At 55.3% G+C, this 24,164-nt stretch carries 24 protein-coding genes and 3 pseudogenes; 6 read left to right on the top strand and 21 right to left on the bottom strand.

What is annotated here, in order from left to right:
* The first annotated feature begins 6 nt into the window (after window positions 1-6).
* Complete coding sequence (locus ACQ86N_RS05690; RefSeq protein ID WP_431214337.1) at window positions 7-1,179, top strand: ArnT family glycosyltransferase; 1,173 nt, start codon at window positions 7-9, stop codon at window positions 1,177-1,179.
* Window positions 1,180-1,217: 38 nt separating this feature from the next.
* Here the strand turns inward: ACQ86N_RS05690 and ACQ86N_RS05685 are convergent, their stop codons facing one another.
* The 7 genes from ACQ86N_RS05685 to ACQ86N_RS05655 all read right to left on the bottom strand — a co-directional run bounded on the left by ACQ86N_RS05685 (window position 1,218) and on the right by ACQ86N_RS05655 (window position 8,691).
* Complete coding sequence (locus tag ACQ86N_RS05685) at window positions 1,218-2,195, bottom strand: T9SS type A sorting domain-containing protein (RefSeq protein WP_431214336.1); 978 nt, start codon at window positions 2,193-2,195, stop codon at window positions 1,218-1,220.
* Window positions 2,196-2,338: 143 nt separating this feature from the next.
* Entirely contained in the window at window positions 2,339-3,361 is a 1,023-nt protein-coding gene (locus ACQ86N_RS05680; RefSeq protein WP_431214335.1) for a PKD domain-containing protein, read from the bottom strand.
* Window positions 3,336-4,079 (bottom strand): hypothetical protein, encoded by a 744-nt coding sequence (locus tag ACQ86N_RS05675; protein WP_431214334.1) that lies wholly within the window; start codon window positions 4,077-4,079, stop codon window positions 3,336-3,338. Before ACQ86N_RS05675 ends, ACQ86N_RS05680 begins: the two co-directional genes overlap by 26 nt.
* Window positions 3,988-4,524, bottom strand: coding sequence for a hypothetical protein (locus ACQ86N_RS05670; protein WP_431214333.1), 537 nt, complete (start codon window positions 4,522-4,524; stop codon window positions 3,988-3,990). The genes ACQ86N_RS05675 and ACQ86N_RS05670 overlap by 92 nt, the downstream gene beginning before the upstream one ends.
* Before the next feature lie 205 nt (window positions 4,525-4,729).
* Entirely contained in the window at window positions 4,730-6,403 is a 1,674-nt protein-coding gene (locus ACQ86N_RS05665; protein WP_431214332.1) for a PKD domain-containing protein, read from the bottom strand.
* A 33-nt stretch (window positions 6,404-6,436) separates the two neighbouring features.
* Entirely contained in the window at window positions 6,437-8,116 is a 1,680-nt protein-coding gene (locus ACQ86N_RS05660; RefSeq protein WP_431214331.1) for a GMC oxidoreductase, read from the bottom strand.
* 29 nt (window positions 8,117-8,145) lie between these two features.
* Complete coding sequence (locus tag ACQ86N_RS05655) at window positions 8,146-8,691, bottom strand: gluconate 2-dehydrogenase subunit 3 family protein (protein ID WP_431214330.1); 546 nt, start codon at window positions 8,689-8,691, stop codon at window positions 8,146-8,148.
* 284 nt (window positions 8,692-8,975) lie between these two features.
* Between ACQ86N_RS05655 and ACQ86N_RS05650 the strand changes: the two genes are divergently transcribed.
* From ACQ86N_RS05650 to ACQ86N_RS05640, 3 genes are read left to right on the top strand one after another with little or no spacing between them, the layout of a single operon-like run.
* Window positions 8,976-9,443: a hypothetical protein gene (locus ACQ86N_RS05650; RefSeq protein WP_431214329.1), complete on the top strand. Its 468-nt coding sequence runs from the start codon at window positions 8,976-8,978 to the stop codon at window positions 9,441-9,443.
* Window positions 9,337-10,230, top strand: coding sequence for a hypothetical protein (locus ACQ86N_RS05645; RefSeq protein ID WP_431214328.1), 894 nt, complete (start codon window positions 9,337-9,339; stop codon window positions 10,228-10,230). The genes ACQ86N_RS05650 and ACQ86N_RS05645 overlap by 107 nt, the downstream gene beginning before the upstream one ends.
* On the top strand, window positions 10,227-10,643 hold the full coding sequence (locus tag ACQ86N_RS05640) for a T9SS type A sorting domain-containing protein (RefSeq protein WP_431214327.1): 417 nt from the start codon (window positions 10,227-10,229) through the stop codon (window positions 10,641-10,643). Before ACQ86N_RS05645 ends, ACQ86N_RS05640 begins: the two co-directional genes overlap by 4 nt.
* Before the next feature lie 73 nt (window positions 10,644-10,716).
* Here ACQ86N_RS05640 and ACQ86N_RS05635 read toward each other — a convergent pair whose 3' ends face one another.
* From ACQ86N_RS05635 to ACQ86N_RS05610, 6 genes and pseudogenes are all read right to left on the bottom strand, one after another.
* Window positions 10,717-12,498 carry a PKD domain-containing protein gene (locus ACQ86N_RS05635; protein WP_431214326.1) on the bottom strand — a complete coding sequence of 594 codons (1,782 nt, stop codon included), beginning with the start codon at window positions 12,496-12,498 and terminating at the stop codon, window positions 10,717-10,719.
* Window positions 12,499-12,507: 9 nt separating this feature from the next.
* Window positions 12,508-12,654 (bottom strand): annotated as a pseudogene (locus tag ACQ86N_RS05630) (PKD domain-containing protein); the annotation flags it as partial.
* Window positions 12,612-13,595, bottom strand: coding sequence for a PKD domain-containing protein (locus ACQ86N_RS05625; RefSeq protein WP_431214325.1), 984 nt, complete (start codon window positions 13,593-13,595; stop codon window positions 12,612-12,614). The pseudogene ACQ86N_RS05630 and the gene ACQ86N_RS05625, both read right to left, overlap by 43 nt.
* 51 nt (window positions 13,596-13,646) lie before the next feature.
* Window positions 13,647-13,736: pseudogene (locus tag ACQ86N_RS05620) on the bottom strand (hypothetical protein); the annotation flags it as partial.
* A gap of 28 nt (window positions 13,737-13,764) precedes the next feature.
* Window positions 13,765-16,023: a PKD domain-containing protein gene (locus ACQ86N_RS05615; protein ID WP_431214324.1), complete on the bottom strand. Its 2,259-nt coding sequence runs from the start codon at window positions 16,021-16,023 to the stop codon at window positions 13,765-13,767.
* Window positions 15,983-16,507: a hypothetical protein gene (locus ACQ86N_RS05610; RefSeq protein ID WP_431214323.1), complete on the bottom strand. Its 525-nt coding sequence runs from the start codon at window positions 16,505-16,507 to the stop codon at window positions 15,983-15,985. Before ACQ86N_RS05610 ends, ACQ86N_RS05615 begins: the two co-directional genes overlap by 41 nt.
* Before the next feature lie 671 nt (window positions 16,508-17,178).
* On the opposite strand from ACQ86N_RS05610, the gene ACQ86N_RS05605 reads away from it, so the two are divergent.
* Window positions 17,179-18,279: a glycosyltransferase family 2 protein gene (locus tag ACQ86N_RS05605; protein WP_431214322.1), complete on the top strand. Its 1,101-nt coding sequence runs from the start codon at window positions 17,179-17,181 to the stop codon at window positions 18,277-18,279.
* On the opposite strand, the gene ACQ86N_RS05600 is transcribed toward ACQ86N_RS05605, so the two are convergent.
* Both ACQ86N_RS05600 and ACQ86N_RS05595 read right to left on the bottom strand, forming a co-directional pair.
* Window positions 18,210-19,484, bottom strand: coding sequence for a glycosyltransferase (locus ACQ86N_RS05600; RefSeq protein WP_431214321.1), 1,275 nt, complete (start codon window positions 19,482-19,484; stop codon window positions 18,210-18,212). The two genes, ACQ86N_RS05605 and ACQ86N_RS05600, sit on opposite strands and share 70 nt — an antisense overlap.
* 12 nt (window positions 19,485-19,496) lie before the next feature.
* Entirely contained in the window at window positions 19,497-20,243 is a 747-nt protein-coding gene (locus ACQ86N_RS05595) for a TolC family protein (protein ID WP_431214320.1), read from the bottom strand.
* Window positions 20,244-20,505: 262 nt separating this feature from the next.
* Between ACQ86N_RS05595 and ACQ86N_RS05590 the strand changes: the two genes are divergently transcribed.
* Complete coding sequence (locus ACQ86N_RS05590; RefSeq protein ID WP_431214319.1) at window positions 20,506-20,709, top strand: hypothetical protein; 204 nt, start codon at window positions 20,506-20,508, stop codon at window positions 20,707-20,709.
* 115 nt (window positions 20,710-20,824) lie between these two features.
* Here ACQ86N_RS05590 and ACQ86N_RS05585 read toward each other — a convergent pair whose 3' ends face one another.
* The 6 genes and pseudogenes from ACQ86N_RS05585 to ACQ86N_RS05560 form a co-directional block, all read right to left on the bottom strand.
* Window positions 20,825-21,736: a hypothetical protein gene (locus tag ACQ86N_RS05585; protein WP_431214318.1), complete on the bottom strand. Its 912-nt coding sequence runs from the start codon at window positions 21,734-21,736 to the stop codon at window positions 20,825-20,827.
* Window positions 21,733-21,879, bottom strand: a complete 147-nt coding sequence (locus ACQ86N_RS05580) for a hypothetical protein (RefSeq protein WP_431214317.1) — start codon at window positions 21,877-21,879, stop codon at window positions 21,733-21,735. The genes ACQ86N_RS05585 and ACQ86N_RS05580 overlap by 4 nt, the downstream gene beginning before the upstream one ends.
* On the bottom strand, window positions 21,851-22,651 hold the full coding sequence (locus tag ACQ86N_RS05575; protein ID WP_431214316.1) for a lipopolysaccharide biosynthesis protein: 801 nt from the start codon (window positions 22,649-22,651) through the stop codon (window positions 21,851-21,853). The genes ACQ86N_RS05580 and ACQ86N_RS05575 overlap by 29 nt, the downstream gene beginning before the upstream one ends.
* Before the next feature lie 64 nt (window positions 22,652-22,715).
* Window positions 22,716-23,216, bottom strand: a complete 501-nt coding sequence (locus tag ACQ86N_RS05570) for a lipopolysaccharide biosynthesis protein (RefSeq protein ID WP_431214315.1) — start codon at window positions 23,214-23,216, stop codon at window positions 22,716-22,718.
* A complete protein-coding gene (locus ACQ86N_RS05565) occupies window positions 23,213-23,569 on the bottom strand; it encodes an acyltransferase family protein (RefSeq protein WP_431217285.1) in 357 nt (118 codons plus the stop codon). Before ACQ86N_RS05565 ends, ACQ86N_RS05570 begins: the two co-directional genes overlap by 4 nt.
* Window positions 23,527-24,158: pseudogene (locus ACQ86N_RS05560) on the bottom strand (acyltransferase family protein); the annotation flags it as partial. The pseudogene ACQ86N_RS05560 and the gene ACQ86N_RS05565, both read right to left, overlap by 43 nt.
* Window positions 24,159-24,164 lie beyond the last annotated feature (6 nt).

Raw genomic sequence — 24,164 nt, 5'->3', positions numbered from 1 at the left:
CCGATCATGAACCAAGCCCATTCCCTCCCTAAAGATCCGCTCGATCCGGCCCGATCGAAGAAGGCCCTGACCATCCTGCTCGTCGCCGGATTCCTGATACGGGTAGCATTCGTGTTCTTCGTCCCGCTGATCCACATGCACAGGGACTCCTTCGAATACTACCGCCAGGCCGAGATCCTCCGGGAGGGGCGCTATCTCAACTATTTCCCCAACGGATACCCGCTGATGGTCTTCATCGCCAAACAGATCACCGCCAACCACTCCCAGACACTCCTGCTCTGGCTCAATATCTTCATGTCGACCACAACTATCTGGTTCGTCTACGACATCGCCCTCCGTACCCTGAAGAACAGGACGGTGGCACTCACCGCCGGTATCATCTTCGCCATCTTCCCTCCCCTGCTCAACTATGTCCGCTGGATCATGTCCGAGGGGCCGACCTTCTTCTTCCTCCTGGGGTCTTACTATTATTATTTCCGGCAAAAGAACTGGCTCAGCGGCCTCTTCTTCGGCCTGACAACCCTGGTCAGAACCAACATAGCTCCCGTCTTTCTTCTCATCGTCGCGATCGAGCTCGTCTGGAAACGACGGCTCAACTACCGCCTGTTAATCACGGCTTTCATTCCTATCATTCTCCTCGGCTCTTACTGTTACTTACAGACAGGTAAGTTTTCCATAGAAGGCAACGCCCGTATCAACATCCTCTACTCGGTCACCGCCAAAGGCAACTATATCGACTTCGAAATAGGCGATAAATACCCGCAGATCGACACCGAGGACAAGGCCGTCCAACTATATATGGACCATATGAAGAAAGAACCGGGGGAATTTTTGAGCCAGCGCATCGCCAATCTCTGGGAACTGTGGGGCTTTGTCGCTTCCGACGCACAGGGGTTCCGGTCGCCGGCCACCAGACTGATGCTGGGCCTTTGTAATTTCTTCCTGGTCGTCTTCGGTATTGTCGGCTTCTGGCTCAACCGCAGGAGTTTCGACGCCTGGCTGCTGATCCTCCCCTTCGTCGTGCTGACAGGTATCCATACTATTCTTGTGGCCATTCCCCGGTACGCCTATCCGGCGCATCCCTTTATGATCATCTTCGGGTCCTGGACCATCTGGTGGCTGCTCTCACTAAAGAAAAAGGCCCCAGCTGCTAAAGCTGAGGCCCTTGAGAGGCAGTAAACCGCCCGTTGATTATAAGTGTACGATCAGGTATTCTGTTATTGCTTGACGAATCGTCCCGTCATTCTCTTCTGCGTACCGATGAGTACCTGCATGGTATAGATACCCGCGGGCAGTCTCGATACATTGAGGGTCTGCGTCATGATCTGTCCTTCCTTGCCCGTCCTGTCGATCTCCATCAGCCTTCCGCTGACATCGTAGATGGCCATCTGAACCATCCCGGTAACATCGCTGGCGAGACGGATATTCAGCGTACCGTTGGTGACGGTCGGATAGATATCGAGCGCTTCCTTCGTCAGCGAGGTGCTGGCAGCGTCGGCAGCCAGGGTATTCGCGCTTGCCGTAGTAGCCCCGGGCTCGTCAGCCGTCGCCTTCGTTGCAATACTTGTCAGTGAACAGGAGTTGCAGGGCGAAGTGGTCGGATGCGCGATGCAGTAGGGCGAAGGCACCTGCGTGGCAACGGTCACGGCCAGCGGGGTGACGATCGTCGGCGAGGTAACGTCCCATGAGTTGGGATAAGATGCGGTTACGCTGCTGCATCCCGTGATGCCGTTGGCGAGTACACCACCCTTATTCCTTCCCCACGAGTAGATCGTTCCGTCGGACGTTTCAGCGTAGGTATACATTACGAACGGCTGCGTACCGAATACTGCGACAAAATCAGTCCTTGAAGTTATCTTTATCGGCGCTATCTGCATCTGCTGCATCGGGCTGTAGTCCCACGAATAGGGGTAGGGAGCCGTAGCCCAGTTGCGCTCCGAGCCGATGCCTATCTCACCCTGCGCGTTCTCACCCCAGCCCCAAAGCGTGCCGTCGGTAAGGATCACGTGCGTACAATCCATATTGGACGTCACCATCTTGATCGCTTTCGGCAGGTTCAGCCGGCTGGTCAGATCGGTCGGCGTTGCGACCGGGTTGTTGACACTGGCGCCACCGAGGTAAGCACCCCAGTATCCCCATCCAAACAGCTTGCCGTTGGCGTCGAGAGCGTAGTTGAACGGACCACCGCCGGACACCTGGACAATATTGGAAAGACCCGTCGAGCTGCACCAGACTCAGATAGCTGGTCGAAGTAGAAGCATAGCCAAGGTTCTGCGGCATCTCACCAGATCCGCCGAATACCCACACGGTACCGTCGGTCATAAGGACGATAGCGTGGTTACCCGCAACGATCTGCGAAGCCTTCCGGCCACCAGGCAGAGATCTGCTTGGGACGCGTCAGGGCCGTGTTACCCGTTGTCCCATCGCCCTGCATACCGCCGAGCGTCTGACCCCAGACCCAAAGGGTGCCGTCATTCTTGATGGCATACCATCCGCTGCTGACGTTGCCCGAGTAGAAGGCGGTCAGGAATTTGACATTGGTGAAGGTGGCCCCAGTCACATCGGTAGTGACCTGCACCGGAGTCAGCTGCTGGCTGGTGCTGGTCACCCCATTGCCGCACTGGCCCTGATCATTGTCACCCCATGCCCATACATTGCCGTTGTTGTCGACGGCTGCACCGCCATGCAGACCGGCCGCCGCATAATTAAAGGTCAGCGTGGAAGGCACCGCAGGCTTCAGCGTGGTACCGGGGACACCGGCGCCATTCACACCCTGCGTATAAAGATTTGTGCCGATACTATAGAGTTTCTTGTTCTGATCGAGGAAGAACACCTGGTACTCGCCGGGGGCCACAAAGGTCTTGACCATGGAAGGCGTAACAGTACCCGTACCGCTGGTAGTACCCGTCGAACCGGTACCGCCCGTAGAACCGGTCGTCGAAGCCGGACGGCAGGTAATGCTGACCGTGCCCGAACCCGTGTTGCCGTAGCTGTCCGTCACCGTCTCCCTGAAAGAGTAGGTACCCGCAACCATGTTCCCTACGTACGGCGTAGTGCCGGTCACATTGGTAAGCGTAGCCGTGCTCGGACCGCTGACCTGGCTGAGCGTCCGCGACTTCAGCGTGGCACCGCTATAGAAGGTAGCCGACGGATACAGCGTGATCGTATTGGTAGGCAGCTGTGTAGATACCGGACCGCTGAACGTCACCGTAGGAGCCTGCGTGCTTATCGCGTCCGTCGAAGAGGTCGTGGAAGACGTCGTGGACGTTGCAGCCCGGCAGGTGATACTCACCGTTGCAGATCCGACATTGCCATAGCTGTCCGTAACAGTCTCTTTAAAGTAATAAGTGCCAGCTACCATCCCGCCCACATACGGAGTCGTGCCTGTGATATTGGTAAGGACGGCCGTATTCGGACCACTTGACCTGGCTGAGCGTCCGCGACTTCAGCGTCGCCCCGCCGTAATATGTTACAGAAGGATACAGCGTAATCGTATTGGTCGGCAACTGGGTGGAGACCGGACCGCTGAAAGTGACGGTCGGCGCCGTAGTGCTCGTTGGAGGAGGCGCGCTCACAGAACCAACCATCGAAGTATCGCCCTGACGGATCATCCACTGGAACACACTGGAGCCCGTTGTAGCAGAATAAAAATAGGAGCCATACGTAGTCGCCGGATTCGTGGAGGCGACAACATTGGCGTTCTGACCGGCGATCCAGCTCTTTACGGAAGGATCGAACATCGAGTTCCAGCAGCAGTGCGCACCGCCGCCGATGTTCTCGTATGCGAAGTAGGCAGAATTAGCCTTTGCCGAATTCATCGGCTGGGACAGTTTCCATATATTACGGGAATCATTCGTTCCTTCGAGACCGAAGAACTTACCTCCATATTTGGAGACCCAGGTCTGATAGGCCTGAGGAAAGGGGGCGTCGTAACCAAGGAAATTGTCGCCGGGGCTAACACCTTCGAGGTCGACCCAGCTCTTGATCTCACTCATCGCAGACTGATCGCCAGAATAGGCGGAAAAGCCGATCAGCTCGCCCCATTCGTAGGAACCCTGGCTGAGACCGGCGACATGCACGGAATTGCGCTTGACCGGAAGAATGTTCAGCAGCGTCTCGAGTACGGCTTTCAGGTGCCAGGGGACGCATGTTCTGCGTCGGCTGCTGGATGCTCACGATCACCGGATAGTGCGTGCCGTTTCCCAGCTTGATACCGCCGTCCCAGCCGTTGGCGATAAAGTAGTGCGGTCCATAGCTTCTCAACAGGGCGGCGTTAGTGCCCACTTCACCGGAACCGGGAATAAAGAAAATGCCGGGCCGCTGAGATGCGTCCGACTTCTGTCTCGTAATGCGTACATTCCAGGTGAAAGGTCCTTCACCATTTGCTTTCTCGGTAATTGTTGTGTCGTAAGTGACGGGGTTGTTCGGCTCGGCCTGAGCAAAAGAAGTTGATGGAATAAAGAGGTAAAACACACAGCAGAGGTACGCAGCCAGCATGGTCTTGGTTGTGTAAAATGCTTTCATAGTCAAAATGGATTTAGCTGTCGGAGCCTAACCAAATAGTCCCGATAGAAATGAAATTGATTTGTTTACTAAAATTGTTCTGGAAAAAGGTTTAACCGTGCACCTGTAGAAAACGGTAGACACTAAACAAGAAATATACCAGAATACCACTATCCATACGAATTAGGAGGTTATTCGTACGATTTACTGAGGGCGCTACTCAACGTTAATTGGAAACAATTACTTTAACCTTCACACTATCAGTAGTCCAGGAGTTGTCGGTGACCGTCAGAAGAATTTCATATTCTCCTTTCAACAAATTATTAAGAGTAATTATATCGCTTCCAGGGGTATCAATCCTTATTTTTTTCGGTCCCCTGGTCTGAGTCCATCTGTAATACAATATACGTCCGTCCGGATCGTATGACTTCCGCGCGTCCAGCCGGACGATACCGCGAACAGCTGTCTGTTCGACAGAACCCGCGTCTGCAACGGGTTTGCGGTTATCCGATATCTTGTATTCATTACAGGGACTGCCTTCAGGATTGAGTACGCAATAGGGACTGGTTGATACGTAATACCTCTTCAGGGCAAAGGGATCGACCTCTGTAGCCAGTGGAACATCCCACGAGTTGGGATACACGGAAATTATCTGAGGACTTGCGCCTACGACACCGTTTCCAAGCACGCCGCCCTTATTACGACCCCACGAGAACAGCCGCCCATCGGCTGTTTCAGCGTATGTATAAAATACATATGCACTGCCTCCAGACAGGTAAGTAAAGTTATGCACGGAAGGTGCGATACGTACAGGCTTCTGCACGAATAGCTGCGCAGGACCGAAATCCCAGGCATATGGTGGCATATGATTTGCAAAATCGAGTTCTTCGCCATTACCGATACAGCCCGTCGCGTTATCGCCCCACCCCCAGAGGGTGCTATCGGTGAGGATCACATGCGTACTGACACTGTTCGTTGCGATCGCCATCACCGGCTTTGCAAGGCGTAGTTCGTCGCTGAGGTCGCGCGGTAACGCAACAGGCTCGTTTCCTTTGTACCCATCCTTACCTATACCCAGGTAAGCTCCTGCGTATCCCCACCCATATAATTTTCCATCCACACCAAGCGCATAGCTGATATAGCTCGCTCCCGCAATATCTTTCGCAGGCTTTGGCAAACTAACTTTTGTGGGCCTCCGAAAATCCGCACCGGTCCTGCCCAGCAGAAAGGGCCGGTTGTCACCGCCCCAACTATACACAGTTCCGTCCGCCGCCAGCGCAAGTATCACTTCCGCGGCTACGACCTTCACGATCTTTTTATTGCCTGGGATATCGACACGAACGGGCCGCTTGTTGATGGCGCCATATAATCCATTGCCGCGAAAACCTCCACCCGTCTTCCCCCATATCCAGACCGTGCCGTCATCCTTCACTGCCAGACAGCCCTCCGCCGTCTGGTTGGCCCAGCACGCAACCTGTACAACATTCGTGAACGGGTTGCCAAGACTATCCTGCATGATCCTGTGAGGAAAATCATCTGTCGGGTTCTCCGAAGTTCCGGTACCCGCCTGGGCGTTCTCATTGCTGCCCCATGTCCATACCTCTCCATTATTATCCACCGCAACACTGTTGTGCAGACCGGAAGCAACCGCCTTTATCGTCCGGTTCCTGGGAATGGCAACCATTGCCGGCAGTCCCGGCTCGCCGTCATTATCGCCCCGCGCGAGCAGACGCATATTGGTGCTGATGCCGTATAATTTACCGGTCGAATTGTTTAGAAAAAAGACCTGGTATTCGCCGCAGCCGATAAGATAACGCGGAAGCGTTCGCTGTTGTCCCAGCCCTCTGAGACAGGCGGGAAGGACGATCAATAGAATAAGGCAATATCGTTGCAAGATCATAAATTTCCTTTCTTTAACTCCGTCACCGCAAAATCACACGCGCGCGCCGTCAGCGCCATATAAGTAAGCGATGGGTTCTGGCACGCAAGTCATACAACTCCCATCCGTCAGAAAAACATTTTTTACCTCATGCAGCTGATTCCACCGGTTGAGGACAGAATTCGCAGGGTCATGGCCCATCCTCGCCGTCCCCATCTCGTGCACGCAATCCCCACCCACCGCATGAAAGTCGAACGGCTCGACGTCCGTGAACCCGCTCTGCGACAGCATCTCCACCGCCGAAGCCTGCATATCCTTTCGCATCGCCGTCTCGTTGTCGCGAAAGCTGAAATGAACCTTCACGAGCGAAAGCCCCCACTGGTCCTTCTGCCCCCCATCCAGCTCGATACGGTTGTCATAATATGGCAGGGTCTCTCCCCATGCACTCAGCCATAGCGCCCAAGGCCCGGGCCTGGTCAGCTGGTCCTTGAACTTCGCCCCCGTACCGGAGATGTTCTCCCCGGTATCCATCCATATCCTACGGTACCCGATACCCTGATAACCGAACCCGCGGACATAGTCCTTACGGCCCGTCGCACCATCCAGGTTTCTAAATCGGGGGATGTATATTCCATTCGGCCTTCTGCCCGAATAGTATTCATCGCCGAACCCTCCATAAATCCCTTCCGCACCCACACGGAAATGATGATCCATCAGATTATGCCCCACCTGTCCGCTGCCATTGCCCATCCCGTTGGGGAAGGCATGCGACTTCGACCGAAGCAGAACCGCCGCCGAGCCGATGGTCGACGCATTTAAAAAAATGATCTTCGAATAATATTCCACCGTCTGGTGCGTCACGGCGTCCATTACCCTGACGCCCGTTGCCCTTTTCTTATCCGGATCGTAGAGGATCTCCGTAACAACGGAAAAAGGACGAAGGGTCATATTGCCCGTCGCCATCGCCGCAGGCAGGGTTGCCGAATTGCTGCTGAAATACCCGCCGAATGGACAACCCCGGCTGCAAAGGTTGCGGTACTGACAAGGGCCCCGTCCCCCCACCCCGGTGGAAAGATTGGCCGTGCGACCCATCGTCACACAACGCCCCTCAAATTTGCGCATGACCGTATCCTTGAAATGCTTTTCCAGGCTGTTCATTTCCATGGCTGGGAGAAATTCCCCATCTGGTAAATGAGAGAGCCCTTCCTTCTGGCCGCTGATCCCGGCAAACCGCTCGACATAATCATACCACGGAGCAATATCGTTGTATCGTATCGGCCAGTCCACGCCGATCCCCTCCTTTGCATTGGCCGTAAAGTCGAGGTCGCTGAGCCGGTAACACTGCCTGCCCCAGGTGAGCGAACGGCCGCCGACCTGATAGCCTCGTATCCAATGGAAGGGGGAAGCCCGGATATAAGGATGCTCCCTGTCGCTGACAAAAAAATGCTTGTTCCCCTCGTCGTATGCCGTGCTTTGAACGGGATTCTCCTGCCGGTCCTTTTCCGGGTTCTGAAGCCGGTGCTCAAATTCCCAGGGATTCAACAGCGCTGTAGGGTAGTCTTTGACGTGGACGACGTCCCGGCCCCGCTCGAGCACCAGCGTCTTAAGGCCCTTTTCACAGAGCTCTTTGGCAGCCCATCCCCCGCTGATACCCGACCCGATGACGATCGCATCGTAGGTATGCTGTTCCTTAGCCTTGATATTCAAATGAATGTCCTGTGCGGGATCACCCATGGTCAAAATTTATTTTGTTGATTGAGGGTCTACCGCGTCGACCAGCTGCGCTGCCCCGGCTGGAGTGGAAGACTGCCCACATATTTGCCCGGTATATAGTCGTAGCGCATCGCCTCTGTCGCCCCCGGCTTGCTGGTACAATAGCCGAGCACGGTGTATTTTTTCAGTGTCGTGTAAAAACTGTCGCCTGTCAGCCTTTTACGGACCTTTCCCAGCACCCCGCCGGCCCGTCCGGCGTCCTCGAAGGAATCCAGCAGCGCCTCCCGCTGAGCCGCCGTACACTCGCCAAAACGCTTTCCGTACCTGCTCTTCGCCTTGTCGATAAGATCCTGAAGCCCTTCGGTGAAATTGTTCTGGGTCTTTCTATCGGCACAGTCCCGGACCATCACAAAGATCAGCGCCCCTACCCCGGCCGCCTTTGCACCCGGAGTGTCGGTCGCCGGGATGATGGTGTCTGCCAGGTCGTCCAGGAGGGCCAGATTACGCTGTAGCAGCTCCATGGAGGGCCGTTTGTACAGGCTCCACCATTCCCAACCCGCCCCTCCGGCGAGGACTCCGCCGAACAATAGCCCCATATTTCTTATTGCTTTCCTACGTCTCATGTATAATTAGGGGTTCAGCCGTAAATTTACTATAAATAAAAGCCCTTTTTTAAAGCAAAAACGAAAAACGCCATTTTTAGTATCTTTATTTTTATTCTATCTTTGGCGGGCACCAGACGCTGCACCTTCTCACTATTGGGTTAATCTTATATCCTCTCGGGAAACTCACTTTTATATCCACATTGCTCTCTCTCCAATGTCCTGCGTAAGAACCGCACTAATTTCTATTATTCAAGTACCACCGCAAAATTCTTCAAATGAAATTGAAATTTACCCTTTTTCTTGCCTGCGCCTGCCTATCACTTCTCGTCACGACAAATTCAGCCAGCGCCCAGTCCGTCGGGGACTACCAGACCAACGGCACAGGAGGTGGCGACTGGACGACTATCGCAACCTGGCAGACCTGGAATGGCTCTGCCTGGGTAGCCGCAGCTGCATTCCCCACTTCCACCGACGGCGTTATAACGATCCTTGGCACCGACAGTGTGGCCCTCCAGGCTACGATCACTATCGACCAGGTCGTCGTTGCAACGGGCGGCAAACTGGCAATGGGTGGCGGTAATACCATCACGCTGGCCAATACTCCTCCCAATGCTATCGACAACTCCGGAAGATTGTATGCTGATCAATGGGACCGTTTCCGGAACAGGCAGCATCCTCAATCGCCTCAACGCGCTGCTGAAAGTCGAGAACAGTGGTATCCTGGCCGCCCCGACGACCAATAGCGGTGAAGTCCAGTTTTCAAATACCTCAGCGGTAGGTGGTGGCGCAGTACTGACCAACGGCAACCTGATCAACTGGATCGACGGCAACCTCTTTACCCTCGACGGCGCCAGTATCATCAATAACGACTCGATGGCGGTCCTTCCGGCAGCCGCAGTCAGCCTCTTTACCAATAACACCGGAACGCTCACCAACAATGGTGTCTTGTATCTGAAGGATCCCGCCCTGAACCTAACAGTAAGCAACACCTTCGCTACCAGTGGTGGTTCGATCCGCGGCTTCGGACAGGTTAGCTTCTCGAACACCAGCAGCAATACCGGCACGGTCATCCCCGGCGACGACAACGCAGCAGCCATACTCAACGTCGGCGGCAACTTCGCTACGACCGGATCACCCACCTACAAGGTCAACCTCGTCTCCAACAGCGCAACCCCGACCGCGGGCGCCAGCTACTCCCAGGTCGCACTGGCCAACGGCGTCAATCTTTCTTCCTCGACGCTCACCGTGGTCGATAACGCATTCGGCGACGCCATCGGCGCGACTTATACAGTGATGACCGCGACAGCAGGCACTTTCACGGGCAGTTTCGCAACCGCCAACCTCCCCGCCAATATCGGCACCCTGACCGTCAGCGGCAACACCGTCACCGTCACCAGGACCGGAACACTCCCCTCACCTGGGGCAGTTTTAACGTCAGGGCAGCCGGTTCTCAGGCCGTCCTCAACTGGACGACACTGCAGGAATCGAATACCGACGCCTTTATTATTGAAAGATCCTCCGACGGCGTGAGCTTCTCTCCGATCGGCACAGTCAAGGCCAGCGGCAATACCAGCAAGACCACCGCCTATACCTTTACCGATGCCTCTCCTTCTCTTCAGGGATATAATTATTACCGCCTGCAGCAGACCGACCTCGACGGCAAAAAGAGCTATTCCCAGATCGACGTCATCGGCTTCGGCTCAAAGAGCGCTGTCTATGTCCAGACCAGCCCCAACCCGGTAAGAGACCTTCTGAATATTACCGTACAGGCTGACAATATCATGATCGGCGTTACGGATATGAATGGAAGAACCGTCAAACAGCTCAGGCTAAACCGCGGCTTCCACCAGACTCCTACCAGCGACCTCGCCCCCGGCGTATACCAGCTGACCTTTTACCAGGGTTACAACAGAATCGGTGGCCAGCAGCTGCTCAAATTCTAAGAACAGCTTCCAATAAAAAAGAGGGGCCCGGCCGGGACCCTCTTTTCATTTTATCTATTCAGCGTCTGACTTCTTATTGCTTCACGAGCTTCTTGACGATCTTCGTCCTGCCATCTCCGATCACGATCTGCACCACATAGACACCCCTCGAAAGGTTGCTTACATTCAGCGTCCGCGTTTCAGTGGGCAGCTTCTTATCCGACTGGCTGGACTGTATAAGACTACCCGACATCGAGACGATATTGATCTGCATCTGGCCGGTAGCCGGACTGTTGATCGTCAGATTGGCGACATCCTGCGCCGGGTTGGGGAAGATATCGGCGTTAATGTTCTCGGCACTCCGGTTCGTAAAGACCGCCGAAACAGCTACCGTATCCATCGCCACATTACCCTTGTCGTCCGTAACGGTCAGCTGGAAGGTATACTGACCCGTCTGCAGACCACCCACCGGACAGACCGCGCCGCCGGGATTGTTCAGAACTGCCGTTCCGGGACCGCTCAGCTGCGCCCAGACATAGCTGGTGATCGTCCCGCCAACCGCCGACGAATGACTTCCGTCCAGGACCAGACTGTCCGCCGGCAGAGCCAGTGAGACATCGCTGCCCGCATCGGCTATCACAGAGGCGCTTCCGCTGCCGGGGTTGCCCGTACCGCTGCCGGCATTGAGCGTTACCGTAACAGGAGCCGTCGCCGTCATGCCGCCATTGTCCATTACTGTTAGTACGAAAGTATATCTTCCGGCCGAAGGCATGCCGACCACCGTAGGCGTTGCAGTATTCGCATTGACAATGGTCACACCGGAAGCCCCCGAGGACATGAACCAGTTGTAGGAGACGATCGTGCCATCCGGATCATAGGACTTCGTTCCGTTGAGTTTGACACTATTCGTGGGAAGCGTAATGGTCGTATCATTGCCTGCGTTGGCAACCGGCGCCACATTGAGGCTGTTCACGTATACATAGACCATCGCCGTGGCCGTGCCACCCGTCGCATTGGTAACTTTCAGCTGGAACGCATAAGTACCCGGCACGAGACCCGTCACGCCGGTCTTCACCGCCGTCGGACTGGCGATCGCATATCCGGCAGGACCCGAAACATAGCTCCAGGCAAAGGTAAGCGCGCCTCCACCCAGGCTCGAAGAGCCACTGCCATCAAGGGTCACCGAGCTGGCCGGCTCCGTGATCGAGATATTTGCGCCGGCATTGGCAAGCGGCGTGATCACCGGCTGAGGATTCACCAGCACGATGACCGAAGTCGAAGCCGTATTGCCCTGACTGTTGGTCACCTTGAGCAGGAAGGTATAGGTCCCCTCGACCAGACCCGTCAAAGCCGTCTGTGCGGACGTGGGGCTCGCCAGCGTATAGCTCGACGGACCCGAAACATAGCTCCACGCATAGGTCAGCGCACTGCCATCAGGACTCGAAGAGGCACTGCCATTCAGCGTCACCGAATTGGTTGGCAGTGTGATCCCGATAGGCCCGGCTGCGCTGGCCACCGGAATGACTACCGGCGCGGCATTGACAGTCACGGTCACGCTCGACGTCGAAGAATTGCCGCTGGCATTCTTAACGGTCAGCTGGAACGTATAGACACCCTTAACCAGACCCGTCACACCCGTCTTCGCAGTCGCAGGACTTGCGATCGTATAGGCCGCCGGACCGGACTGCTCCGACCAGGTATAGGTAAGTGCACTGCCATCAGGACTCGATGACGCGCTGCCATCCAGACTTACCGAACTGGTCGGCAGTGTAATGGAGATATCGCTGCCCGCGTCGGCCACCGGGACCACCACAGGCGCGGCGCCGACAGTAACGATTACAGTCGCAGTCGCCGTATTGCCCGAACTATTTTTCACCGTCAGCTGGAATTTATACGTCCCCTGTACCAGACCCGATACCAGCGTCTTAGCCGCGGCAGGACTTGCGATGGTATAGCCGGCCGGGCCGGAGATATAGGTCCACGCATAGGTCAGCGAACTGCCGTCAGGGCTCGAAGAGGCACTGCCATCCAGCGTAACCGAGTTGGTCGGCAGCGTGATACCGATCGGCCCCCTACGCTGGCCACCGGAGTGACCGTCGCAGCCGCATTGACCGTGATCGTCACCTGGTCCGTAGCCGTGTTGCCACCGGCGTTCTTTACAGTCAGCTGGAAGATATAGGTACCCTGCGCCAGACCCGTTACGGTCGTCGTAGCCGCTGCAGGGCTGGTGATCGTATAGCCTGCCGGACCGGAAACATAGGTCCAGGCATAGGTCAGCGCACTGCCATCCGGGCTCGCAGACGCGCTTCCGTCAATATTTGCCGTACTCGTCGGCAGCGTAATGCTCACGTCAGCTCCCGCGTTGGCCACAGGGGTGACCACCGCGGCAGGGCTTACCGTCACCGTCACGGTCGCGGTAGCCGAATTGCCGCCGCTGTTCTTGACCGTCAGCTGGAATTTATAGGTCCCCTGCGCCAGACCCGTTACGGTCGTCTTGGCCGCGGTCGGGCTGGTGATCGTATAGGCGGCAGGACCGGACTGCAGCGACCACGCATAGGTCAGCGAGCTGCCATCCGGGCTCGAAGAGGCGCTGCCATCCAGCGAAGCCGAATTGACCGGCAGCGTAATATTGATAGCAGTGCCCGCATTGGCCACAGGGATGACGGCCGGAGCCGGATTGACAGTTATGGTTACCTGCGCGGTCGCCGAGACACCCGAACCGTTCTTGACCGTCAGCAGGAAGGTATATGTGCCCTGCACCAGACCCGTCACCGGCGTCTTGGCCGCAGCGGGACTGGTAATAGTATAGGTTGCAGGACCCGACAACAGCGACCAGGCATAGGTCAGCGACGTGCCGTCAGGAGTCGAAGAGGCGCTGCCATCCAGGTTTACCGAGTTGGTCGGCAGGGTGATGGTCGCATTCGAACCCGCATTGGCCACCGGAGTGACCGAAGCAGGCGGGTTGACCGTCACGGTCACCGTCGCCGTCGAACTATTGCCCGAAGCATTCTTAACAGTAACAAGGAAAGTATAAACACCCTGTACCAGACCCGTTACCGGCGTCTTGGCCGAAGAAGGGGCCGAGATCGTATACGTTGAAGGGCCGGACTTCAGGGTCCAGGTATAGGTCAGCGCACTGCCGTCAGGACTGGAAGAGGCGCTCGCGTCCGAGGATCGCCGAGTTGGTCGGCAGCGCGATCGTAGTCGCCGCCCCCGCGTTGGCTACCGGGAAAACACCCAGTGAACACTGATTACAGGGACTGGTAGTAGGATTAGCCATACAATATGGCGAAGGGACCACCGTCGTCTTTGTCTGCGCCAGCGGATTTACCGGCGTCGCCGTCACAACGTCCCAGGAGTTCGGATAGCTCGCCGCCACATCGGGCGAACACGATACTACGCCGTTGCCAAGCACGGCGCTCTTGTTACGCCCCCAGGAATACAACTGGCCGTCAGACGTCTCCGCATAGGTGAATAGGACAAACGGCCATGTAGCGAAAATACCGACAAAGTCGGTCCGGGTGGTCACCTGGACGGGAGACTGCACAAGAAGCTCCCCCGGATTCCAGTCCCACGCATAAGGATAGGCGGTCTTGGAGTAATCCAACTCTTTACCGATACCGATCGTACCCTGCGCATTATCCCCCCAACCCCACAGCGTACCATCGCTAAGGATGACGTGCGTACAGACCATGTTCGACACGATGGTCTTGATAGGCTTTGGCAAATTGAGCCGGGTAGTCAGATCGGTAGGCGTGGCGATCGGGGAGTTCACACCACCCGTGCCGCCCATATAATATCCATAGTATCCCCAGCCGTACAGGGTGCCGTCGGCCTTCAGCGCATAGTTGAAACTGCCGCCGCCCGATACCTGGGCAATATTCGAAAGAGTGGTCAGCTGGACCGGAGCATAATAGCTGGTTCCCGAGACCGCATAACCAAGGTTCTGCGGCATTTCGCCCGAACCGCCAAAGGTCCAGACAGTGCCGTCCGTACAAAGGACGATCGCGTGATTACCCGCAGATACCTGTTTGACAAGGCGCCCGCCGGGCATGACCACCTGCTTGGGCCGGGTCAGGTTGGCAGTACCCGCAGTACCATCTCCTTGCATGCCGCCGAGCGTCTGTCCCCAGACCCACAGCGTTCCGTCATTCTTAATAGCGTAATAGCCCTGACCGACATTGCCCGAAAAGAAGGCGCACATCGAAGCGACACTACCAAAAGGGTTGCCGTTGACGTCCTTGTCCACCATGGTCGGCGTCATTACCTCCGTCGCGGTTACCGTGCCGATACCCACCTGGCCCTGGCTGTTGTCGCCCCAGGACCAGACATTTCCGCTGTTGTCGATCGCAGCCCCGCCATGAAGGCCCGAGGCCGCAGACACGAAGGTCAGATTTGACGGTACCGCCAGTGCAGTTATAGCGCCGGGAGTCCCGGTCTCGTTGATACCCAGCGTACGAAGGTTCGTACCCACACCCCACAGCTTCTTATTCTGATCGATAAAGAATACCTGGTATTCGCCAGTCGCAACGAGGATCTTCGGACCACCGGTCACCGGCGGCGGAGTGCTCGCCGCACTCACTGTGACGGCGACCTGCGAGGTCGACGTACTGTTGTTATTATCTTTCGCAGTCAGCGTAAAAGTATAGTTGCCCTGCACGAGCCCCGTCACCGCAGTCGCCAGCGAACCTGCAGAAACGATCACCGGCGTATTGGGACCGGTCACCGTCCACTGCGTGGAAGAGATCGTGGCGCCGCCATTCGCTGTAGCCGTACCCGAAAGATTGACAGTCGAGGTCGGCAGCGTGATCGATATAGGACTGCCCGCGCTGACCGTGGGCGGCGCAGGCGCGCTCACAGTTACCGTCACCTGGGAAGTACTGGTCTGGCCCGCGTCATCGGTCACTGTCAGCGTAAAGATATAGGCCCCTGCCGTCGTCAGACCGGTGATAGCCGTCGCAAGACTGTTGGGTGTGCTGATGGCGTAAGTAGCAGGGCCACTCGTCCAGCTCCATACAGAAGACGCAATGGTATGACCCGAAGCCGGCGTGGCAACACCGGTCAGATTGATAGTGCTGGTGGGCAACTGCAGACTCTGGTTGGAGCCCGCACTCACCGTGGGCGACGACGACGGCGGAGTCGATGAACCGCCCGTAACCAGGGTCGTGTCCCCCTGACGCAGCATCCACTGAAATATATTGGACCCCGTAGTGGCAGAATAAAAATAGGAACCCATCGTGCTCGCCGGATTGGTGGACGGAACCACGTTGGGATTCCCGGGCGTGCCCACACAGGTCCAGTTGGTCACAGACGGATCGTACATGGAGTTCCAGCAGCAGTGAGCACCGCCGCCGATATTCTCATAAGAGAAGAAAGCCGAGTTGGGGGCCGCACTGTTCATCGCCTGGGACAAGCTGCCAGAGATTCCTCGAGTCGGCAGTACCTTCGAGACCAAAGAACCTTCCGCCGTATTTCTTTACCCACGTCTGATACGCCTGCGGGAAGACAGGATCGAAGCCCAGGAAATTATCCCCGGGTCCGACGCCCTCGAGGTCGACCCAGCTCTTGATCTCGCTCATGGCAGTCTCGTCACCCGCAGAAGCAGCAAAACCGATCAGCTCACCCCATTCGTAAGAACCCTGGCTAAGCCCGGCTACGTGAACGGAATTGCGTTTGATCGGAAATGTGTTCAGCAGAGTTTCAAGAACGGCCTTCAAATGCCGGGGGCGCATGTTGTTGGTCGGCTGCTCGACAGTGATGATTATCGGGTAGTGTACACCGTTACCCAGCTTGACGCCGCCATCCCAGCCGTTGTTCAGCCAGTAGTGAGGACCGTATGCAACGAGGTTGGCCAGACTCGTGCCGACCTCGCCGGAACCCGGCATCGAAAAGATGGCCGGACGCGGACTATTGTCTGTTTTCTGCCTCGTGATCCTTACCTGCCAGGTAAAGGACCTTCTCCCATTGCCTTCTCGGTAATGGTCGTGTCATAAGTGATCGGATCATTGGGCTCGCTCTGGGCGAAGACATTTCCGCAGAGCAGTAACAGAAAACAGCATAAAACCAGAATCTTCTTTTGCGACAGGTGTTGTAAAGTTCGGTTCATGACTCATTTAGGATATGTGGATTAAAAATGTTTCGACCCTGATGCCTGTTAGGGTCCGCTCTCATAGGTCTTGCGTATCACACAAGAACTATACCATTTGTGGGAAAATAATTACACAGGTTTACACAATATGTCTACGTGCGTAATTTTCTTACAAAACAAGTCAGAGAGCCTCAGGCGCTTGTTTGTATAAAGGAGGACGATCGAGTAATTATGCTATTTTTGATAGGATTTTCCGCAATATACGTGTATCTCACTACAAGTAGCTGAGTCCCAATAAAAAAATATAGCCCGGGGTTCTCATTATTTTTTTTACGCGAAAGCCCGCATTCTTCCTTATTTTACAGCCATGGTGCTGTTCAAAATAGTGTTCTGGGTCGGAATATTGACAATTGTCTATAGTTACGCCGGCTACGGCCTCCTGGTATGGTTTCTGTTAGCGGCAAAAAAATGTTTGGAAAGGCGCGCATCAAAATTGCAGGCGTGCCCGCCGCCGACCTTCCCGCAGTCACACTGATCATCGCAGCCTATAACGAAGAGGATTTCATCCGGGAAAAGATAGCGAATACGCTCGCACTGGAATACCCGGAAGACAAACTTCAGATCATCTTCATCACCGACGGCTCCTCCGACGCCACACCCACCCTGGCGCGCGGCTACGACAGGATCACCGTCCTGCACCGGCCCGAACGGAAAGGAAAGGTCGCAGCCATGCACCGCGCCATGCAGCAGGTCACCACACCCATCGCCATATTTTCCGACGCCAATACTCTCCTGAATAAAGAAAGTATCTATAATATCGCAAGACACTATCTGGACCCGAAAACAGGCGGTGTCGCAGGAGAAAAAAGATCATGGAAACCAGCAACGGCAAGGGTAGCCGGCATCGGAGAAGGACTCTACTGGAAATACGAATCCTTCCTGAAAAAGCAGGACGCCGAACTGTATACCGTCGTCGGGGCGGCAGGCGAACTCTTTTCCATACGAACTCAGCTGTACGAGCCCGTGGGCGACAACGTGCTGCTGGACGACTTCGTCATCTCCCTGCGCGTTTGTCAAAAAGGCTACCGCGTCCACTACGAGCCCGACGCCTACGCAATGGAAACACCATCCGCGTCGCTGAAAGACGAAAGAAAAAGAAAGATCCGCATCAGCGCCGGCGCTTTCCAGTCCATGGGAATGCTGGCAGGCCTCCTCAACTTTTTCAAATACCCCGTCCTCTCCTTCCAGTATATATCGCACCGCGTACTGCGGTGGACGCTGTGCCCGCTGCTGCTGCCGGTGATCTTTATATTCAACCTTGTACTCGTGCTGGACGGGGCAGGCAGGCTATACGAACTGGTCCTCGCCGGCCAGATCCTGTTCTATCTCGCGGCGATCGCAGGGTGGATGCTGGCTAACCGCAACGTAAAGTCGAAGTTGCTCTACGTGCCATACTATTTCTTCTTTCTTAATTTTTCGCTGTATCAGGGATTTTTTCGTCACCTCAGGGGACGCCAGTCGGTGCTCTGGGACAAGGCGAGGAGAGAGACCCCTACCCCCGCGCAGTAGTTCCACCGGACCGGGCCGCCTCCACTGTTTTCCACCGCAGCGGCGATAGCCGCGACACTGTTCTCCCAGGTATGCCCACGCGCAAATTCGATGCGCTTCAACGCCCGCTCTCCACTATCCTCGCGAAGCGCCCGCGCAATAAGGTCAATGTACTCCACGCTGGTCGTACCCGTATAAACGTGCTCGCGGAACATGCTCATCGTCTTCGTCGCCGTCGCAACGACCGGTTTGCCCATCGCGAGGTATTCGTCGATCTTACGCGGATAGTTGCCTTCCGTCATACCGTTGACGCTCTGTGGATTCATCGCAACGTCGAAATGCGCAAGGTACGAAGGCAGCTGGTCCTCTTTCTTCAGCCCCGGGAAATGCACGTTCGGCATCCCATGCAGCTCGCTCGCGGCAAAAGCCTCGTCCTCCTTTCCGACAAAGACAAAACTCCACTCCGGCTTGCTCCCGCACAGCTCGACCAGCAACGGAAGATCCAGTCGATAGCTGAGTATCGCCCCTATATAGCCGATAACGGGTCTTTTGATTGCAGCGAGGTCCGCTGGTATTTCCGGTACCCGGGACGGATCGAAAAGGGAAAGATCGCAGCCCTGCCCCACATAAAAAGAGTTGGGGTTGTGCAACCTGGCCAGGTCGGCCAGATATTCGGAGTTGGCGCAGACCAGCGAGCTACCCGCCATCAGCGCAGGCTCCATGGTACGGCCGTGTTTGGCGAAATAGGGCACGGCCATGAGATTGTCACGGCTGTAGTAGATGGAGATTTCCGGTCTCAGCATTTCCGGCAGGTAGAAGGAGCGAAACATATCGCTGTCGTTGAAGAGAATGATATCCCCGAAACCAAGCACAGCCATGGCCTCCCGGATATCAGCCGCAAGGCGGCTGTTGTTGCGGCGGTTTACTATACGGTAGATTGGCCCCTCCGGAATCCAATTGACAGACTCGATAAGCCTCTTGGGATATAGGTTCCAGAGATTGTCCCCGATGGACACAAGGTTCTGGCCGGTCCTGCGGATGTCCATCCTCCGGATCATGCCCGACTCTTTGCGCTGGCGCAGCCGGGTTATACGGTCCACCGGCGCATTGACGTACAGTACCCTGTTGTGCCTCGAGAGTTCGAGCGCTATATTCTTGCAATTGCTGCCGATCTTGATATCCCAGGGCTGAAGCCCCACGACAACGATGTCTCTGTTCTTTATCATTGTCAGGGATTCTTATTTTGTACCGCCGCCGGTGGTCTGTGTGCTGCCCTTCTGGACACTTATCTGCGTCAGAGCATCCTCGATATTCATCCCGATAAGGGCCTCCAGCTTTGCGGCGGTGGTCCTCAGGGCGCTGTTGATGGTCTCCTGCTTGTTCAGCTCTTCCGTATAGGTCTTCGTGGAATTGTAAAAAGTTTCGAGGCTGATCTCCCCATTGGAGAACTTCTGCTCGTTCTTCTGATGAATGATGCGCCAGTCATTGACCAGCTCTTCGTGCTGCGCGAGCAGCTTCTTGTTCATTTTATAGTCCTGCCAGTTGATGAGGACGTCCCGGCGAACATTCTGCTTGTCGACATTCACCTGCTCCATCGCAAACTGATATTTGTAATAGTCCGCCTTGGCCTGCTTCGGATTGTTGATGAACATACCGAACGGGATGACAACGCCAAAGTTATACTTGGGGTACTGGGTGCTGGACTTCAGAGGGTCGGTGTTCTGGTTCTTGAAGGAGAACTCGTTGACGTTGCCCTGGATAGCGATATTGTTGAGCCAGCTCGTCTTGCTCGCCTTGTACAGGTACTTGAACTGCTCGGCCAGCATCATATCGGTCTTTATCGACGCATTGTTCATAGCCATGGCCACCAGAGCCTCCGCCACGCTGTCGACATTCTGATTGTAGTTGCTCGCGTTCTTTTGCGACTGGCCATGGCTGCCGGCACACAACAGCAATCCAATGAGGACAAGGGTACAATTTTTCATGCGTTTGATTTTTTCCATTGATTAAGTGGTTAAACTTGGTTGTTTTTCCTTTTCCATCTGCCGCAGCCGGATGATGACCGCATTGAGGCCCAGATAGACAAAGCCGTTCGGCAGCTGCCCTATCGCAACCTGTGCGTACTGGGCAAAGACAAAGCCGAATACGAACAGGACCGAGCTCAGCAGATAGATCTTCTTTTTGGGATCGCTGGTCTGATAATAGGTCAGGATACCCTGCTGAAGGATGATAAAATAGGTCAGGCAAGTGGATCAGAAGTCCGATATACCCGTATTCCAGCACGATTGCCAGCAGGCCGCTGTCGTCGGGAAAGCCGGCCAGCGGATGACCGCGGTTATAGCTGATGTAGAGTACTCCTGTAGTGCCGACGCCCCCACCGATGGGATGCCCGTAGATATAGGGCTGGATGGCGTGCCTGTTCATATCGCGTACATTCAGCGATTCCTCTGACTTCAGGTCGAAGGTACTCTTCAGCCGGCGCAGCTGGCCATTGCCGTAGCTGGGTCCAAAGATCACCGCCAGCAGCAGGAACCCGAAAATGGAAGAAAAGATGACCGTCTTCACTTCATTGATGGTCATCAGGACATAAAGAACGACCATCACGATGAGCATCAGGGTCGCCGTCCTGGTCCCGGAATAACCTCATCGAAAGCGCCGAGCAGATCATCGCGATCAGGAACAATCGCTTCCGGCGCTTAGTCGTCTTCAGACGCAGATAAAAGGCCAGAAATATGATCGTCGAGGCAGCCATCAGCAGACCGAAGTCCATACAGCTCGGCAGAAAGGAAGATATCCGGAAGCCGCCCCCGTCCAGCGACGCCAGTGCGGCACGCAGCGGGTCGGAGGTGATATAGTTCAGCTCGAAGGCAGGCATGCCAAACCAGCTCTCATAACAGCCATACAGCGCCGATACGAACATCAGGATCAGCAAGGCCTTGAAGAACCTGTCTATTGCGCGCATATTGGTCAGCAGCTGCAGAATACAATAAAGAAAGAGCAGCAGCGTAATGACTCGCCGGAGGAACAGGAAATAGAGCTCCTTGTTGCCGCCATTCGGATTGAAGTATTCGAGGAAGGTGTACAGGAGAATGATCAGGTACATCAGCATGATGGGGCTGTCACAGTACTTCCAGAAAGATTCCCCTTTTATGCCTTTCCGGATCAGCACCGCCACAAAGGTTACCCATACCATGACGTCGATCAGGGTCACCAGTGGAATATCCGAACCGATAAGCCGCAGCAGACAGAAGACGAAGAAACTCGAGCTGATGGCGACGTAAAACGCAAATTCCGGATAGGCGATCATAAAGATGCCTACGCCCAGGCCCAACACGCCCAGGACGATCAACATAGCCATCGGCAACCCCAGCTTCACCATGACGATAGCCGCCGCTGCCGTCAGTCCGAGGAGGAGGACGGGTAGCAGGACAGTCTTCGGACGGTCAATATTCCTGATGAGTTTGGACGTGTTTTTCATGATTCACATACCTCCATATACCGGCTAAAAAAAGTGATCTTGATACCCAGCGCAAGAATGACCAGGGCCACAAAAGGGATGACAACGAATGCATGCGCATTCTGGCGCTGTGGATTACCCTTCTTTTCCTGCAGATCCGACATTGACTTTGGGTTTTATGACTGCCATCCCGTGCAGGAAGAGCTCACGGTACAACGACGCCATATTCCGGAAGACATTCCACAGCCGGACGCCGAATTTCCTGTTCAGGATGGTCTGGATGACAATAAAGATAATCAAATAGGTGGTTGCGGTGCCCAGCGCGGCCCCGATGATCCCAAAATAATGGATCCCGACCCAGTTAGTGACGATATTTATACAAAGGGCCAGGAACATGACCCCGAAGTTGGTCTTCGGGTCGCCGGTGGCGTCCATGATGGTCCCGAACTGCTTCATAAAGGGTAAGGTAAAGCCGAAAAAAGCCGTCACCCTCAGGATCGGCGCCGCGTCGATGAACTTGCCGCCGGCCAGAATATGAAGGATCAGGGAGGGGAACAACAACAATAGCAGAAGCGCCGGAAAGGAAAAGACGAGAGTCGCCCCAACCGTCCGCTCGTACATATGCTTCACGGCCGACCTGTCCGAAGCGCTGAACTTAGCGGCCTTCGGGAACAATACGTCGCCAAATACCTGCGAGGGCATATCCACCAGATTACCGATCCGCAGACAGGCGTTGTAAGATCCTGAAACTGCCGTTCCGATAAAATGGGAGGTCATAAAATTATCGGTACTCCTGAAGAGCAGCGAACAGAAATTATTACCGAATACATAGCGCCCAAACCGCCACAGCTGGCCGATCCAGGGTCGGTAGCCGGTAAAATCCCAGCGGGTATAGCGCCAGGCATACCGCGTCCCGACAGCCGCGCCCACCAGCACAGAGAGCATGTAATAAAATGAAAGCAGACCGGGGTGATGGCCCTCCCCAGAACGAAATATACGGCTATCGCCAGCAGCAGGAGCCCCTGCCGGATGCAATACATGAAACAGACGCCCCGAAAGTCCATTTTGGCATTGAGAAGCATCTCCCATTGCGAAAAAAGGCCGTCAGCATCAGGGTCAGCGCATACCACTGCAGCATCGCCGCCAGGTCCGGGGCCTTCAGCCAGGACGCCGCCGGTATGGCCGCTCCCAGGAATAGGACCGCAAGAACCGTGCTGATCGACAGACTCAGCACCAGCGCCGCCGACTGCAGCCGCCCGTGTTCGGCCTCCGGCGTCTGGTGCATATACCGGATGAAGGCATTCTTGATCAGCGCCGTCCTCGCCGTCTCTGTGATGCTGGAGATCGTCAGAAACAACCCCCATACCCCATAACCGGTCTTGCTCAGATTGCGGGTCAGCAGCATAAAGGACACGATCCCCATACCCAGCACCGAGAATTTCTGTATGGCCGTATACTTACCCGAATTTATCCAGTAGGCATATTTCTTGAAAATGCTCATGCGGCCGGTTTGTTTTTTAATGAGAACAGCTTGCCAAAGCCGAAGCGCGTCAACAGCTGGTATAGCAAAATTGGGACCGTCACGCCAAGGCCCCAGCAGGTAAAGATGAGTACCCAGCTGTTAAAGACAATACCCGAATGGGAAGCCAGATTACGCACGATGGCCGCGATCGGAACATGCAGGATGTAGATATACAGTGAATATTTTCCAAGCCAGGACAACCACGCATTTCCCCCTTTTCGAGCAACCTTGCAATAAGGTATACAAAGTAACAGGCGACGAGGTTGATGACGAACAGCAGCGGGAAATAGCCTTCCTGTTCTTCCTTCGTTCGGTGCATGAAATAATACCACTGTCCCACCATGAAGAGCGGCACGACCCACAGCAGGTTTCGGGAAGACAGCAGCCTGTCGGCGCGCTCCCTGTTAAGCAGCACCGGCGATATCAGCGTCCCGATAAGGAAATAAGGATAGAAGAAAAAGGCGTCGGATACCAGACTGTTTCCCTGCAAAAATGCCAGATACGTGACGGAATGCAGCACTATCGCGATCGCCCCGTGTATCCAGGGATTTTTTATCAGTCGGCTCAGCAGCAGGTAGAGCGCGCTGGTATTGAACAGCGCATAAAGATACCAGAGATGGTCGATCGCCCTGGGCTGTATGAGGATGTCCACATAGTCCATCCACGTACGCCTCGCATTGGCGAACCGTACAAAGACCATCTCCAGCGTGACCATGATGACTCCCCAGACCAGATAGGGATACAGGACCGTCTGCGCCCTGTCCTTCAGCACGTCCACGCGGGTTTTTTCCGGAGACTGTTCGCCACAAAGATCCCGGAAAGGATAAAGAACACCGGCATACGAAAATTGTAAAACAGCTCCTGTATATCGAACTGCGTACTGGTGATCGCAACGCCGCTGCGCTGCAGGCCAATGACCACATGGCG

This window comes from Puia sp. P3 (assembly GCF_050632245.1).
Classification (GTDB): domain Bacteria; phylum Bacteroidota; class Bacteroidia; order Chitinophagales; family Chitinophagaceae; genus Puia.
This window is presented reverse-complemented; position numbering and strand designations above follow the sequence as displayed.

Bases quoted from the DNA above. Each gene is read 5' to 3' on its own strand.
- ACQ86N_RS05690 (WP_431214337.1), top strand. From the start codon at position 7: ATGAACCAAGCCCATTCCCTCCCTAAAGATCCGCTCGATCCGGCCCGA.
- ACQ86N_RS05680 (WP_431214335.1), bottom strand. From the start codon at position 3,361: ATGGTAGCTGGCACTTATTACTTTAAAGAGACTGTTACGGACAGCTAT.
- ACQ86N_RS05670 (WP_431214333.1), bottom strand. From the start codon at position 4,524: ATGAAAGCATTTTACACAACCAAGACCATGCTGGCTGCGTACCTCTGC.
- ACQ86N_RS05665 (WP_431214332.1), bottom strand. From the start codon at position 6,403: ATGATCTTGCAACGATATTGCCTTATTCTATTGATCGTCCTTCCCGCC.
- ACQ86N_RS05660 (WP_431214331.1), bottom strand. From the start codon at position 8,116: ATGGGTGATCCCGCACAGGACATTCATTTGAATATCAAGGCTAAGGAA.
- ACQ86N_RS05655 (WP_431214330.1), bottom strand. From the start codon at position 8,691: ATGGGGCTATTGTTCGGCGGAGTCCTCGCCGGAGGGGCGGGTTGGGAA.
- ACQ86N_RS05650 (WP_431214329.1), top strand. From the start codon at position 8,976: ATGAAATTGAAATTTACCCTTTTTCTTGCCTGCGCCTGCCTATCACTT.
- ACQ86N_RS05645 (WP_431214328.1), top strand. From the start codon at position 9,337: ATGCTGATCAATGGGACCGTTTCCGGAACAGGCAGCATCCTCAATCGC.
- ACQ86N_RS05615 (WP_431214324.1), bottom strand. From the start codon at position 16,023: ATGAACAGTGCGGCCCCCAACTCGGCTTTCTTCTCTTATGAGAATATC.
- ACQ86N_RS05610 (WP_431214323.1), bottom strand. From the start codon at position 16,507: ATGCCGGGTTCCGGCGAGGTCGGCACGAGTCTGGCCAACCTCGTTGCA.
- ACQ86N_RS05605 (WP_431214322.1), top strand. From the start codon at position 17,179: ATGTTTGGAAAGGCGCGCATCAAAATTGCAGGCGTGCCCGCCGCCGAC.
- ACQ86N_RS05600 (WP_431214321.1), bottom strand. From the start codon at position 19,484: ATGATAAAGAACAGAGACATCGTTGTCGTGGGGCTTCAGCCCTGGGAT.
- ACQ86N_RS05595 (WP_431214320.1), bottom strand. From the start codon at position 20,243: ATGAAAAATTGTACCCTTGTCCTCATTGGATTGCTGTTGTGTGCCGGC.
- ACQ86N_RS05585 (WP_431214318.1), bottom strand. From the start codon at position 21,736: ATGAAAAACACGTCCAAACTCATCAGGAATATTGACCGTCCGAAGACT.
- ACQ86N_RS05580 (WP_431214317.1), bottom strand. From the start codon at position 21,879: ATGTCGGATCTGCAGGAAAAGAAGGGTAATCCACAGCGCCAGAATGCG.
- ACQ86N_RS05570 (WP_431214315.1), bottom strand. From the start codon at position 23,216: ATGAGCATTTTCAAGAAATATGCCTACTGGATAAATTCGGGTAAGTAT.